Raw genomic sequence first — 13975 nt, 5'->3', positions numbered from 1 at the left:
CTATCTGATGGCCTGGCCGTTTTTCAAGGTGTTAGGGCTGGACTACTACGCCGCGCGTTACAGTGTGGCATTCTGGGGGACCCTCGGAGCCGTGCTGTTCTTCTTTGCGTCGCGGAGTCTGGCCGGAGCTCGCGCCGCCCTGGTCGCGACGGCGTTCTTCGCGACGTCTATGGTGACCCTTGCGGCGAGCCGAGCAGCGTATGTTCAGGGGCCCATTCTCTTCTGGACCGTGGTTGTGCTCTTGCTCTACGTCGAAGCGCAGAAGCGAAGGAGCCTCGTACTTGCGCTGCTGACGGGCGTGGCTGTGGTTCTCGGACTGCTGACTTACCAGACCTTTGTGACAGTGCCTGTTGCCATCGCCCTGCACATGGTCTATGTCGCGGCCCGCGATCTCTGGGACGCACGGAGCCTGCGCAGCGCACCCGTCTTTATGGCCTGCCTAATCGCACTACCGACCGTAGTCATGTCTTCCAAGATAGCTGAGCACTTCGAAACGATGCGCGGCTACTCGACCTCCGGCAGCGATTCGCTGACCGCCATCAAGGCGGACTTCTGGGATGCACCGGGCGACTACATTTCGCAGGCAATGGACAACGCCAAGGTCCTGGCGGGGGAGCTATTCAGGCAGCAGTCTGCGGTGGACTTCCTAGTGACGAACTCGGATGGGCCCGTCATTCTCCCGGGCGTCATGCTCCTGGCTCTGGTAGGCGTGGCGATCCTGCTTTCACGCGTCCGCGACCGCTGGCCGTCTCTCCTTCTGATTTGGCTCGCCGTCAGTCTGGGCACCTCGCCGGTAGTCCTAGGGGCGCACATGGCTCGTACCTTCCTATCCGCTTTCCCCGCGGTCTTCATTGCAGCGGGGATCGGGGCGTCGGCGCTTGTGGACGCCGGATTGCAGTCAATCAGGGCCCCATCCCTTCGCTTATTTCGTCCCGCCATCGAGGTGGTGCTCGCCGGGACAGTGGTGGCGCTTTCGGTCTTCGGAGCCCTGATTTACTTCGAGAAGTCCAGACCGACGCCAGAGGGGGAAATAAGGGCGAGCTTCGTTGACAACGTTCTCCCCCTGATCGGCGCTAGCGATCACCTTGTCCTTCCCTATGCGCAGAGTTCAGGCGACTGGTTTGATGTCGAACGCAACGCGGTGCGCTTTATTCTGGCCGGTAAGTACGGCGGCTTTGATTACGTTGGAAGGTTCTCCGCCGTCGGGCCGCACCGCGAAGTCCTGACCATGCTCCAGAAGCAAGGAGCAAGTCGAACACTGATAGTCATTCGGGATGAGGCGGGTGGCCCACCCGGAGCGGCGCGGGCAGAGATTCAGAAGGCACTTGCTTTCTGTTACCCGGATGCCACCTGGACTACTGTCCCGCACTTCCGTGTTGCCGCCGTCGCTAATGCTACCCAAAGCCGCTGCAAGGCAACGCTTGAGCTATCGCCGAAACAGACGCCGGCGAAGAACCCCGAGGTCCTGGAGTGGATTGGATCGCCGGAAGCAGGGCCTTTCGCGCTATCCATCGAGCGTCTGCGGGACGATGTTCGCTTCTACGAGATGGAGACATTCGAAGGCGGCAATGGATGGGGAGGGGAAGCGCGTTACGCGGCGGACTACACCGGCCAGGGCTACTTCTTTGATGATGTGATTGCCACGGCGGTTTCCATCGAGGTGGACGTGCCAGCCTCTGGGTCGTACGAATTGTGGCTCCGGACTTACCGGCGGGTTGCGGACGACACGCACCGCTTTCTGACAATTGAAGGGCGCGACTCGGTGGAGGTCTCACCGCCTTCGGGCGCCCTCTTGAACGATTGGGTTTGGGAGCGCTTCGGGCCCTACCAGCTCGATGCAGGTAAGCTCAGGCTTGGGCTGCGGCGTGAGGGTCGCGGCCCGGCGCTGTTCATCGACGCCATGTACCTGGTCCGCGGCGGTGGCTTCGACCCTCGAACCGACAGTGCATGGCTGAGGACTATCGAAGAGACCATTGAGTCAGGCACAGGCAACCAGCACGCCTTCGACCTCAAGGGCAAGCTTGGTCCTGGCGTCTACCGCTGGCGCGTTGCAGCGTTGGGTGAAGGCGTCGTCGACGGCCTCGGAGGCAGGCTCGTCTCCAAGCCGCAGGAATTTGCCGTCGAATAGGGGACGGCCAGAGCCAGACGCCAAGGCAGGAAAAGGATGCGCCCGAGCGCTATCGGTCCCTCTTCCCTCTTACCACCCCTTGCGCGCCACTAGCGCTGTCAAGTCCGCGAGGCGGCAGGCGTAGCCCCACTCGTTGTCGTACCAGGACACGACCTTCACGAGGTCGCCGGCGACGACGTTGGTCGAGAGGCCGTCGATGATCGACGAGTGTTCGTTGCCCTTCATGTCCATCGACACCACCGGGTCTTCGGTGATGTCGAGGATGCCCTTCATGCGCTCCTTCGACCAGTGGCGCAGGGCGGCGTTCACCTCGTCGCGGTTCGTCGGGCGCTTCACAAGCCCGACTACCTCCACCACCGACACGGTCGGCGTCGGCACGCGGTAGGCGAGGCCGTCCAGGATGCCGTCGACCTCGGGGATGACGAGGCGCAGGGCCCTGGCGGCGCCGGTGGAGGTCGGGACGATGTTCACGGCGCCGGCGCGGGCCTCGCGCAGGTCCTTGGGGCCGGCCCGGTCCAGGATCATCTGCGAGTTCGTGTAGGAGTGCACGGTCGTCATCTGGCCCTTCGCCAGCCCGAACTCCTCGACCAGGACCTTCACCGGCGGCGCCAGGCCGTTGGTGGTGCAGGAGGCGTTCGAGATCACGTGGTGCTTGCCGGGGTCGTACTTCTCGTCGTTCACGCCGAGGACGATGGTCACGTCCTCGTTCTTCGCGGGCGCGCTGATGATCACCTTCTTCACGCTGTCGTGCTTGTGCGCCACGGCCTGGGTGGCGTCGGTGAAGAAGCCCGTCGACTCGATGACGATCTCGACGCCGGCTTCGGCCCAGGGGATCTTCGCCGGGTCGCGCTCGGCGTAGACGCGGATGAAGTCGTTGTCGATCTGGAGGCCGCCGTCGACGGCGCGCACTTCGCCCGGGAAGCGGCCGTAGTTGGTGTCGTACTTCAGGAGGTGGGCGTTGGTCTCCGTGTCCACAAGGTCATTGATGGCCACCACCTGGAGCTCGCCCGGGTGGCGTTCGCGGATCGTGCGGAGCACCTGCCTGCCGATGCGGCCGAAGCCGTTGATGCCGACCTTGACTGCCACTGCAATCTCCTTCCCGTTTAGACCTGACGCCGCCGGTAAGCCCATTCTAGTACCAGCCCTGAGTGCAGAGTACAGAGGGCAGGAGTCACGAAATAGACTGCTGGGCTGGACGCGAAGGACGCCGGCGGCAAGCCGCGCCTCGGGGGCGCCGCCTGCCGGGCGCCGCGTTGATACGCCCGAGATGCGGCTGCTATCATGCGTTCCAGAAGGAACACCCCGGGTCTATGAGCAACTCAGCGGTACTCGTTCTCAACCAGAACTACGAGCCGCTGAACGTGTGCAACGCCCGGCGGGCGTTCGTGCTCGTCGACCGCGGCAAGGCAGAAGTAATCGAGCACGGCGAGGGCGCCCTGCGCAGCGCCTTCCAGTCCTTTCCGCTGCCCTCGGTGATCAGGCTCATCTACATGATCCGACGCCCGCGGCCGCAAATGCGCCTGACGCGGCGCGAGGTCTTCGTCCGCGACCACTACACCTGCCAGTACTGCGGCAAGCAGACCAGGGACCTCACGATCGACCACGTGATCCCGCGGCACCGCGGCGGCAAGCACACCTGGGACAACCTCGTCTCCGCCTGCCGCCAGTGCAACCACCGCAAGGCCGGCCTCACGCCCGCGGAGGCCAAGATGAAGCTCCTGAAGGAGCCATCGCGCCCGCCCGCCAGCTCCTACTACGTCTTCTACCATTACCTGGAGGCGCAGGAGGAGTGGCGGAAGTTCATCCCCGGGTGGGAGCGGGTGGAGGCTGCGGTAGCAGGCTCATAGCCCCCTGGACGCAGGGGCCGCCGTCGCGCGAGATATCGGAGACATGAGGGCCAGGCTGAATGCCTGGCCCTTCACTTCACGCGAGACGAAGGGGCCTCGCGGCCTCCGCCTGGCATCCGCGGCTCACAGCAGGATCTTCTTCGGCGCGCCTCCCGATTGCCGCCGGAAGTTGTGCACCACGTAGCGCCGCGTGTTGTCCGCCTCCACCACTTCCTCGATGTAGCAGCGGTCGTCGCGGGCCGTGGCGGCGTCGACGCGCTGCTGGAGGTCGGCATAAGCCGCGCGCGTTTCGGCGGTGACGCCGAAGATGCCCTCGGCGTCGATGGCGACGCGGGTCTGGCGGGCGGCCAGGGCGAGGGCCCAGCCAAGGGCGATTTCGGCCCAACCCAGGTGGAAGGTCGCGTCCGCGAAAGCGATCGCAAGGCGCAGGTTGTTGGACTCCGGCCCCACCTGCAAAAGCGTCGCCCCGAAGTTCGGGCGGCCCAGGTCGCTTGCCGGGCGATAGACCGCGCGCAGCACCGGGTCGTCCGCCAGCGTCTGCCCGGAGAAGTAACGCCCCAGCTCGAACTCGAACGCGTGGTGCTGCTCGGAAGGCTTCAGGGTGCCGTAAAGCCAGATGCTGTGCTCCTCCATGTCCCCGGCCCGCAGGGCCTCCTCCGCCGCTATCACCTCGCACGCCGTGCGCGCTAGCGGCGGCGTGGAAGCGTAAGACCCGCGCGTGGTAAGCAGCACGATGTCCGCCAGGTACTGGTACGCGCGCGACCAGAGTGCGACGAGCGCCGCGTAGGCATGAGTCCGGAAGCGAGAGTGGGAAGAATCGCGCAGGATGCGCAACTGCAGGCGCATCGCCTCCTCGAAGAGCCCGAGGTCCCCTCCCAGGACGAATCGGGTCTGGCGGTAGGCGTCTGCGGCGGCCGCCCCGGCGCCATCGTCCGGCCTGCCGGGCAGGCGGTAGTCGTCCGGGAAGGGGATGGCGGAGACGCGCTGCGGGGGGACGTTCATCGGCGGTCCAGGGAGTCCCACTCCTCGGGCGTAATTCCGGCGCGACGAACGATCCTTCTAATGAGTGCCACCGAGAAGGAGCTCCCGTGAGGATTTGGGACCGGGACCTTCAAGGCACCGCGTTGCATGTAGAGGTGGTCGCCTCCGCCCCTGGGGCCGCTGAAGCCCAAGGCTCTAAGACGCCCGACGAGTTCGCGATGAGTCAGCCGGCGCAACTGGCTTCGAGAGCGAGGCTTTACGTGGGTAGAGGGTCAACCGGCCGAGGACGGGGATGTCATCATCGTGGTCCCAGAGTTTCAGGAGCAGCCAGCCTTCGAGCGCGCCTTGAAGGTCTTCGCGGCACTCCTCCAGCGTCCTGCCGCTCCCCCAAAGCCCGTCAAAGCCCTCTATTTCCCCCCAGAACTGACCATCCTCCATCAGCTCGTAGTGGGCCCGCTTCATGGCTTCCTGCAGATACTTCGTGATCATCCCTCAGCCTCTTCCGGCCAGCTTGCTGCCGCCAGCATACCGCGCCCGCGGCCCGAGCTCCTCTTCGATGCGGAGCAGGCGGTTGTACTTGGCGACGCGCTCTCCGCGGGCCGGCGCGCCGGTCTTGATCTGGCCGCAGCCCACCGCGACCGCCAGGTCCGCGATCGTCGTGTCGTCGGTCTCGGCGCTGCGGTGGCTGACGACCGCGCCCCAGCCCTCCGAGAGCGCCCGCTCTGTCGCCGCTATGGCCTCCGAGAGCGTCCCGATCTGGTTCACCTTCACCAGGATCGCGTTCGCCGCGCGCGTCTCGATCGCGCGGTTGAGCCGCTCGAGGTTCGTGACCAGCAGGTCGTCGCCGACGAGCTGCACCTCTGCGCCGAGGCGCTGGGTGAGGAGCCTCCAGCCATACCAGTCGTCCTCCGCCAACCCGTCCTCGATACTGACGATCGGGTAGCGCCGGCACCAATCGGCCCACAGTTCCACCATCTCGGCGCTCGTCAGGCTCCGGCCCTCGCTAGGGAGGTGGTAGCGGCCATCGCGGTAGAGTTCGCTGGTTGCCGGGTCCAGGGCGAGGGCAACCTGGTCGCCGGGCTTGTATCCCGCTGCGGCGATCGCTTCGACGAGCAGTTCGACCGCGGCAACGTTGCTCCCGAGCGAGGGCGCGAAGCCGCCCTCGTCTCCGACGGTCGTGCTGAGGCCGCGGTCGTGCAGCAGGCGCTTCAGGGTCTGGTAGATCTCGGCGCCGGCGCGCAGGGCGTCGCCGAACGTAGGGATGCCCACGGGGGCGAGCATGAATTCCTGGAAGTCTGTGCTGCGCTCCGCGTGCTTGCCGCCGTTCAGGACGTTGAAGAGCGGCAGGGGCAGCAGGTCCGCACGCTCGCCGCCGAGGTAGGCGTAGAGAGGCTGCTTGCGGCTTGCCGCGGCTGCGTGAGCGGCAGCCAACGAGACGCCGAGGATGGCGTTGGCGCCGAGACGGCCCTTGTTCGGCGTACCGTCGAGTTCGCACAGGCGCCGGTCGAGCCCTTCCTGGTCGCCCGCGGAGCCATTGTGGATGGCGCGGGCGATCTCGGTGTTCACATTCTGGACCGCCCGGCGCACTCCCTTCCCGCCGTAGCGCGCCGGGTCGCCGTCCCGCAGCTCATGCGCCTCGTGCGTCCCGGTGCTTGCCCCGGACGGGACCGCGGCCCGGCCGACCGACCCGTCCTGCAGCCTGACTTCTACCTCGAGGGTGGGGTTGCCGCGGCTGTCGAGTATCTCACGCGCGTGGACGGACACGATGCGGTCGTCGGGCATGCTTTGCTCCTTTGTAGCCGTGGCCTTTAGGGCACGAGTGTCTTCTGCGCCGCCTGTACTGCCATCTCGACAGCCTCCACCGGCGTCGAGGCGCGCAGCATCGTCTGGTCCTCGACGCCCGCCAGGGACAGCGTCCACGTGCGCAGGCCCACGACGGGCTTGCCGTACTGGTGCGCGAAGGCGATCTCGGACAGCGTGCCGTAGGCGCCGTCGATCGCTATCAGGGCGTCGGACGTGAGGACGATGGCGAGGTTGCGTGCCCGCCCGACGCCGGTGACGATGGGGAACTCGACATAGGCGTTCGCCTGGCTGCGGTCTTCCCCGGGCAGCAGGCCGATCGTATGGCCGCCTTCGGCGCGGGCCCCTCTGCAGGCCGCCTCCATGACCCCGCCGCGACCGCCGCAGACCAGGACGTGGCCGCGCAGCGCCAGCTCGCGGCCCACCTGTTCGGCGTCCCTCAGGGTCGTCTCGTCACAGTCCTCGCCGCCGATGACGCCGATGATCACGGGCCAATGATAGGGAAGGAACCGGCAAGCAGGAACCGGAAATCATGAACCAGGGCCGCAGGCCTCGCGGCCGCGGCCCTCAGGCTTCCAGTTATGTAGTCCGCAGCGCTCCTACTTGCGCTTGTCGAAGTCGTCGAGGTCGAGGCCTTCGATGAAGTCCTTGAAGGCGGACATCTTCTCGAGTTCCTCGGGGGCGACGCGGGAGATGGGCTCGCTGCTGACGGCCGTGAGGCTGCCCTCCGGCTCCTGGTCGATGAGCAGGCCGGCGCGCTCGAGGACGGACTCCTCGGCGTAAATCGGCACCTGGGCGCGGACGGCAAGGGCGACAGCGTCGCTCACGCGAGAGTCGATCTCCAGGGTCTTGCCGTTGCTGTCCAGGACGATGCGGGCGAAGAAGGTATCGTTCGAGATGTCGTTGACGAGGATGTGGCTGACCTGGGCCCCAAGGCTGTCGATGACGCTGCGCAGAAGGTCATGGGTCATCGGCCGCGGAGTCTGCGCCTCCCCCAACTTCATGGCGATCGCTTCTGCCTCGGCTGGCCCGATCCAGATGACGAGGTAGTGCTCGCCATATTTCTCTTTGAGGATGAGGACGCGGGCCAGGTTCTGCATGCTTACTCGCACGGCTTCGATCGTCATCTCGATCATGCCAGCGACCTCCTCTAGACCTGACCTCAGATTCAGTCTACGCGTGCCCGATTTGGGGTGTCAAACCGCTTCCGGCACTGCCATTACACCCTCGGATCAGCCGCGAAATGCGCCCGAAAGGCCCCGCCGCGGGTCCTAGAGAGCGCCGGCGGGGACCACCTTGCTGCCCTGGGCGCGGGACCAAACAGCGGCTGCCAGGGCCACGCAGCCGGCAGCGATCAGCACGGGCTCCACACCGACGGCGTCGGCGAGGAGCCCGCCGGCGAGCACGGGCGGGATCGCCGCGAGGTTCGAGAGCACTGACTGGGCGGCGAAAATGCGGCCCTGCATCTCGACTGGCACACGCTCGTTCAGCAGCACCTTGCCCATCGTGCCGACCACCGTGACGGCGAAGCCGTAGACGCTCCCGTGCAGCACCGTTACGGCGATGCGGGCAGACTGGTCGTTGAGGGGCGTCCGGCTGAACATGCCGAGGGGGTCGGAGTCCACGATCGCTGCGGCTGTTGCGGGCACGAGCCCCAGGAGCATCAGCGTCGCTGCCATCAGGAGGTAGGCGCCGCTGATTGTCACCATTTTGTTGAAGCGGTCGGCGAGCCATTCCACGCTGCGCAGCCCCAGAAAGATGCCGATCGCGACCGGCGCGAGGACGAAGACGATGTTCTCGGGCGGGATGTGAAGGACCCGGTCCGAGAACTTCGGCAGCAGGGTGGCGACGACCAGGGTCGAAACGCTAGCGACGACCGACAGCACGAGGCTCAAGTAGGCGACTGGGTCCCGCGCCATGGTCATCCAGCCCTCCGCAAACTGGCGCCGGGCCGCCCTCAACGTGAGGCCGTGACGGTGCTCGGCGGCGAAGCTGAAGTGGAACTGCGGGATCACGGTGATGATCGCGGCCGCGAAGACGAAGAGCGCCAGGAGCAGAAAGAGCAGCGGGTCGCCGTCGGTCGTCTTCAGGAGCGCCGGCGCGACGATCAGCATGCCGGCAACCTGGGTGGCAAGCGAGCCCAGGCTGAGGAACGAGTTCGCCGCCGTCAGCTTGTCCTGGCGGACGATGTGGGGCAGGACGGCGCTCTCAGCCGGCACGGCGAACTGCGAGATCACGCCAAGCGCGAGGCCAACAAGGTAGATCGAGGCGAGCGAGTCCTTGGCGCCGATGAGCGCGAACATCAGCAGGGCCCGCAGGAGGTTCGAGGCGAAGAGGATGAGGCCGCGCGGGAGGCGGTCGACGGCAGACCCCGCGACGGCTCCGAGCATGGCCGACGGGACGAGCACCGTGAGGAGCAGGCCGCCTGTGGCGAGCGCGCTCGTAGACTCGCGCACGGTGAAGACGAGCAGGGCGTAGCTGAGGGCGTTGACGGCGCCCGTCGCGGCCAGGCGCATCAGGAAGAAGCGCCGGAAAGAGTCGTTTTCGAGCAGCTCAGACCACTGCGCAAGCAGGAGGCGGTTTCGTCTCGGCGGGGCGACGGCTATCTCTGCCATGCGTCCTTCGCGGTCAGAGTGGGCTTCGGCCTGAGGTTACCACGGCGGCGCCTACGATGAAGGCAGCCGGCCGAGGCTGCGTGCGAGGTCGCAGGCCGCGCGCACCAGGGCGGCGTTGTCCGGCGCCGTGGCGCCGTCCGGCAGCGTGAAGGTGTCCTCGAGGCCGATGCGGATGTCGCGGCCGAGGCGCAGGGCGGCCTCGAGCACGCCCCAGGTGTCCTGCCCGAAACCGTGATGCAGGACGTCGATTCCAAGGTCGACCAGGGCAGCGTCCATCGCCGCCGCGAGCGCGATGGGCTCCTGCTCCTCGACCCGGCGTACCTCGACCAGGGCGCGGAGGCAAGCCGGCGCAATGGGGCTGCTCCGGAAAGCGAAGGCGTCCTCCAGGGTGAAGAGCCCCGCCTCCACGCCGACGCCGCGCTCGAGGAGCAGTCCAGCAAGGTCCTCGGCGCCCTCCTCTCGCCAGTTCACCGAGGCGAAGTCCGGCATTTCGGTCCAGGCGGACACAAGGTCGCGCCGCAGCCCGGCGTCGCTCACGATCCAGGCGCCCGTGGTGACGCCGACGGGCAAGCCGGGGCAAGCCGCGCGCACGGCTCGCAGCGCGGCGCCGACATCGGCTGCCGCCAGGCTCTCGCGGCCGGACGGGTCGCGGGGGTGGATGTGCACCGCTCCGGCGCCCGCGGCCTGTGCCGCCCTGGCGGCTGCCGCCAGTTGCTCCGGCGTTACCGGCAGCGCCGGATGGGAGCCGGCGGGCCGAGCGCCGTTGAGGCATGCCTTGACCAGGACCGGCGCCCCGCTCATGACCGCAGCGCCTCGGCGGCGCGGCCGAGGACACGCTCGTCACCGCGGCGGACCGTGATCCGCCGCTGGTCCAGGTGCTCCAGGAGGGCCTGCGCGTAGCGCCGGGACGTCCCGAAGAGGTCGCGGACCGCGGCCAGCGTAATCGTCCCGTCTTCGCGCATCTTTGCGACGATGCGGTCGACCATCTCCGCGTAAGCGGCGGCGTCGAAGACGATGCCGGCGCCCACGTCGACTACGAGGCCCTGGGCGGCGAGATAGGCGACAAGCTCGTCGGGGACCTCTTCGGCGACCGGCGGGGAATACGGTGTGGCGCGCAGGGCGCGCAGGTAGGCGTCAGCCCGGGCCTGCTCGGCGGCGGTAAGGCGAGGCGTCCAGCCCGGCGTCGAGAGCGCGGCGCCCTTCTCCGCCAGGGCTCCGGACTCGACGAGGGCCGCGACGAGCGCGGCGAAGACGCGGGCCGGGAGTTCGAGGCGGCTGCGCAGCTCCTCGCGAGGGATGCCGCTCCGGAGCGGGTGCTCCCGCTGGTAGGCCTCTGCCTCGGCGGTGACCCTGTCGCGCAGAGAGTCCAGGTACTCCGCCGTGCACACGAAAGTGGCGCCTTCGGCACGGAGCTCGACGACTCGCCCGGCGGCGATCAGGCCCGCCAGGGAGGCGCGCGCCTGCTCCGGCCCTGCCTCCGAGGCCGCGATCAGCGCCTCCGGCTCGGCGGGCTGGCCGCGGGCGAGCGCGGCGAGCAGGGCGTCCTCGGGTGAGCCGCGGCTCAGGCGCTCGAGCTGGTCGAAGACCTGCTGTCTGCGCCGGGGATGGCGCTTTGCCTGCGTGGCGACGATGACGCCGCCACCGAGCGTGTCGTTGGCGTCACGGACCACGAAGCGGTCGCCCGAGACCAGTGCCATGGGCCGGGCAAGGCGCACCTGCGCCCAGCCCTCGGCTCCCGGCGCGAGTTGGTCCGACTCCAGCAGGCGCAGCTTCGCGGGGGCCTCCGCGGCGCCGCTGTGGAAGGAGACGTTGAGGTTGTGCCGCAGCGGCCGCGGGAGCGACCTCAGCGCGCGCAGCCGGACGTCCACCGCGAAAGTGGGGCGCAGCCAGCCCGGCCGCGCCACAACCTGGCCGCGCGAGAGGTCTTCGACATCGATGCCAGCCAGGTTTATGGCCGTGCGGGTGCCCGGGCGCGCTTGCTTGACCGCATGGCGGTGGCTCTGGAGGCCACGCACCCGGGACCTCAGCGCCGTGAGGTGTCCGCCCTCGAAGGCCGGCACCACTTCGACCTCGTCCCCGACCTGCAGGGAGCCGTCGATAAGCGTGCCGGTGACCACGGTCCCGAAGCCCGCGACCGTAAACGCACGGTCGATGGGCAGGCGGGGCCGGCCCATGTCGCGCTTTGGCGGCGTCCTCGCCAGGGCTGCCCGGACCGCGTCCACGAGGGCTGGCAGGCCTTCGCCGGTGGCTCCAGAGCAGGGCACTACCGGGGAGCCTTCGAGCGTAGTGCCCTCCAGAGTCTCCTCGACCTCCACGGCCACCAGTTCGAGCCAGTCTTTCTCCACCAGGTCGCTCTTCGTGAGGGCGACGACGCCCTGGCGCACGCCAAGCAGGTCCAGGATCGCGAGGTGCTCGCGCGTCTGGGGCATGACGCCTTCGTCTGCCGCCACGACCAGCAGCGCGAGGTCGATGCCGCCGGCGCCGGCGAGCATGTTCTTGATGAAGCGCTCGTGGCCGGGGACGTCGACGATGCTGACCTCACCGAGGGCGCCGGCGCCGTCTTCGCCCGGGCCCAGGTCGAGCCAGGCGAAGCCAAGGTCGATCGTCATGCCCCGGTCCTTCTCCTCCTGTAGGCGGTCGGGGTCGATTCCGGTGAGGGCCCGGACGAGCGTGGACTTGCCGTGGTCGACGTGGCCGGCGGTCCCGATTACGAACATGGCGAGTCCGCCGTGGAACGGCCGTAGCCGATTTCGATTTGTATTTCTTGGTCTTTCGGACGTGCAGCGGTCATGACCGGTCGCCTGCCATGGATGGATGGAGCGCTGCCGCCGCGGGCCGCGCCCAGCGGCTCTATGGTAGAGGGTCGCAGGCCGGCTTCATATGGATGGGCGTCGCGGGAGGCGCCCGCCGCGCGCTTATAGTAGCTGCGTGCGGACGCAGGTCATTCGGGAACGGGTGCGCGGCTTCGACCTGACGCTGGAGACCCAGCCCGGGGTGTTCGCGCACCGTGGCCTCGACCCCGGGACGCGCCTGCTGATCGAGACGATGCGGGTGTCGCCCGCCGCACGCGTGCTGGATCTGGGCTGCGGCTACGGCGCCATCGGCATCGTGGCTGCAAAGCTGGCGACGAAGGGACACGTGGTTCTGGTGGACAGCGACATCAGGGCGACGCGGCTGGCGGAGCGAAACCTGGCGCTCAACGGCGTGACGAACGCCGAAGTCGTGCTCGGCGACGGAGTCCATGACCTGCCCCGCGGCGCCCGCTTCGACATCGTCGCCTCCAACCCGCCGACGCACTCGGGCCGGGAGGTCCTGGACGACATGGTCGCCGGCGCCTATGCAGTGCTCAAGCCGCACGGGCGGCTCTACATGGTCGTCAACAGGCTCCTGAGCCTCCGCCGCGAGGTCGGCGCGGTATTCGGGAACGTCGAGATCGCCGCGCGCTGGAAAGGGTACATCGTGGTGGAGGCGGCGAAGGCCCCAGCGCATACTCGCGACTGAGCGTGCCGCCCGCCAGGGGCAGCACGACGTGAGACGGGAGCGCGGGCGTGAATTCAGCCGCGGCGACGCATAGAGGGCAGCCGCCGGCGGATCGCCCTGCCGAGGCGCTGAAGACGGAGCACCCAGGTGAGGACCGTGATGATCCGGGCCGCCTTGAGGTCCGCGGCCGCGGCGCTGAGGCGTTCGAGGGCAGCGGTGGCGAGAGCTTGTCCCCGCTCGGAGCTGAAGTCCAGGTTGCCGCTCAGGACCGGCAGGCCGAGCAGTTGGATGAGAATGCCACGGTCGTAGTCGCGCTTCAGGGCCTGCAGAGGGTAATCCCTGACTCCGTATGCGACGAGCTCCGAGTGATAACGGGCGATCAGGGAAGCCTCGTGCTGGCGGCGCACCGCGACAGGCAGGCTGAGGATCAGGAAGTAGGCCAGTTCGTTACCCGGCGAACCGATGGCGGCGCCCTGCCAGTCCACGACCGCGAAGCGGCCGCGGCCTTCGACTGGGAAGAAGAGATTGTCCATGCGCATATCGCCGTGGACCAGGGTGTAGGGCCTGGGCGGGAACTGGCTGCCGTACATCTGGGCCAGCTCCGGCACCAACGGCCGTAGCCTCTGGACGAGCCGCATCACGTCCTCGAAGCGCCCCGTCATCGTCTCACGCAGCGGCCCGAGCCCGCGCTCGAAGAGGTCCGGCAGCTTCTCGATGGCCGCGCGGGAGGGTTGCGCCCAGGGGAGCTCCAGCAGCGAGGCGTCGTTCCACCAGCGGGCGTGGAAGCGGGCGAGGTGGGAGACGACGAATTCCGCCTCCTCGTAGCTCGCGCCGGTGACCTGGTCCCCAAGCCTGGAGGCCGCGAGGTCCTCGAGCAACAGCACGAAGGTGCCGTTACGCGAGTCATAAGCGTGGTAGTAGCACGCGGGCGCCGGCAGGCCGGTGTTGCCAGCGAGCTCGGCGTAGAAGCGGACCTCGCGCTGGTAACCGCCGAAGTCATTGAGCAGCTCCCGGGCGCTCGCCAGGGGGGCGGCGAATTTGCCGATCATGCTCCTGCCCGGTTCCGGGGCTCCGTGCTCATAGCGGAGTTTGAGGCGCACGACGCGGCCAGCGAACCCGAGGCC

The 13975-nt window shown here is 68.0% G+C and carries 14 protein-coding genes; 3 read left to right on the top strand and 11 right to left on the bottom strand.

Annotated features, from left to right (window positions below; translation table 11 throughout):
• A partial coding sequence (locus VNN10_07055) for a glycosyltransferase family 39 protein (protein ID HXH21770.1) occupies positions 1-2128 on the top strand: 2128 nt, incomplete at its 5' end.
• A 69-nt stretch (positions 2129-2197) separates the two neighbouring features.
• Here VNN10_07055 and gap read toward each other — a convergent pair.
• Complete coding sequence (gene gap, locus VNN10_07050; GenBank protein HXH21769.1) at positions 2198-3214, bottom strand: type I glyceraldehyde-3-phosphate dehydrogenase; 1017 nt, start codon at positions 3212-3214, stop codon at positions 2198-2200.
• 224 nt (positions 3215-3438) lie between these two features.
• Here gap and VNN10_07045 point away from each other — a divergent pair, with 224 nt between their 5' ends.
• Positions 3439-3975, top strand: coding sequence for an HNH endonuclease (locus tag VNN10_07045; protein ID HXH21768.1), 537 nt, complete (start codon positions 3439-3441; stop codon positions 3973-3975).
• A gap of 123 nt (positions 3976-4098) precedes the next feature.
• Here the strand turns inward: VNN10_07045 and VNN10_07040 are convergent, their stop codons facing one another.
• The 9 genes from VNN10_07040 to selB form a co-directional block, all read right to left on the bottom strand.
• Complete coding sequence (locus VNN10_07040; protein HXH21767.1) at positions 4099-4977, bottom strand: hypothetical protein; 879 nt, start codon at positions 4975-4977, stop codon at positions 4099-4101.
• Positions 4974-5147, bottom strand: a complete 174-nt coding sequence (locus VNN10_07035) for a type II toxin-antitoxin system HicA family toxin (GenBank protein ID HXH21766.1) — start codon at positions 5145-5147, stop codon at positions 4974-4976. Before VNN10_07035 ends, VNN10_07040 begins: the two co-directional genes overlap by 4 nt.
• 4 nt (positions 5148-5151) lie before the next feature.
• Entirely contained in the window at positions 5152-5445 is a 294-nt protein-coding gene (locus VNN10_07030) for a type II toxin-antitoxin system HicB family antitoxin (protein ID HXH21765.1), read from the bottom strand.
• Between the two features lie 3 nt (positions 5446-5448).
• Positions 5449-6738 (bottom strand): phosphopyruvate hydratase, encoded by a 1290-nt coding sequence (gene eno, locus VNN10_07025; protein HXH21764.1) that lies wholly within the window; start codon positions 6736-6738, stop codon positions 5449-5451.
• A 26-nt stretch (positions 6739-6764) separates the two neighbouring features.
• Complete coding sequence (locus VNN10_07020; GenBank protein ID HXH21763.1) at positions 6765-7244, bottom strand: TIGR00725 family protein; 480 nt, start codon at positions 7242-7244, stop codon at positions 6765-6767.
• A gap of 111 nt (positions 7245-7355) precedes the next feature.
• Positions 7356-7892 (bottom strand): bifunctional nuclease family protein, encoded by a 537-nt coding sequence (locus tag VNN10_07015; protein ID HXH21762.1) that lies wholly within the window; start codon positions 7890-7892, stop codon positions 7356-7358.
• Positions 7893-8027: 135 nt separating this feature from the next.
• On the bottom strand, positions 8028-9371 hold the full coding sequence (locus VNN10_07010; GenBank protein HXH21761.1) for an MFS transporter: 1344 nt from the start codon (positions 9369-9371) through the stop codon (positions 8028-8030).
• A 51-nt stretch (positions 9372-9422) separates the two neighbouring features.
• A complete protein-coding gene (locus VNN10_07005) occupies positions 9423-10172 on the bottom strand; it encodes a 3-keto-5-aminohexanoate cleavage protein (protein HXH21760.1) in 750 nt (249 codons plus the stop codon).
• Positions 10169-12088: a selenocysteine-specific translation elongation factor gene (selB, locus tag VNN10_07000; GenBank protein HXH21759.1), complete on the bottom strand. Its 1920-nt coding sequence runs from the start codon at positions 12086-12088 to the stop codon at positions 10169-10171. The genes VNN10_07005 and selB overlap by 4 nt, the downstream gene beginning before the upstream one ends.
• A gap of 211 nt (positions 12089-12299) precedes the next feature.
• Here selB and VNN10_06995 point away from each other — a divergent pair, with 211 nt between their 5' ends.
• A complete protein-coding gene (locus VNN10_06995; GenBank protein HXH21758.1) occupies positions 12300-12872 on the top strand; it encodes a methyltransferase in 573 nt (190 codons plus the stop codon).
• Between the two features lie 53 nt (positions 12873-12925).
• Here VNN10_06995 and VNN10_06990 read toward each other — a convergent pair.
• A partial coding sequence (locus VNN10_06990) for a phosphotransferase (protein HXH21757.1) occupies positions 12926-13975 on the bottom strand: 1050 nt, incomplete at its 5' end.

This window comes from Dehalococcoidia bacterium (genome assembly GCA_035574915.1).
Classification (GTDB): Bacteria; Chloroflexota; Dehalococcoidia; order DSTF01; family WHTK01; genus DATLYJ01.
The sequence above is the reverse complement of the archived record's forward strand: the minus strand, read 5'-3'. Positions and strand labels throughout refer to the sequence as shown.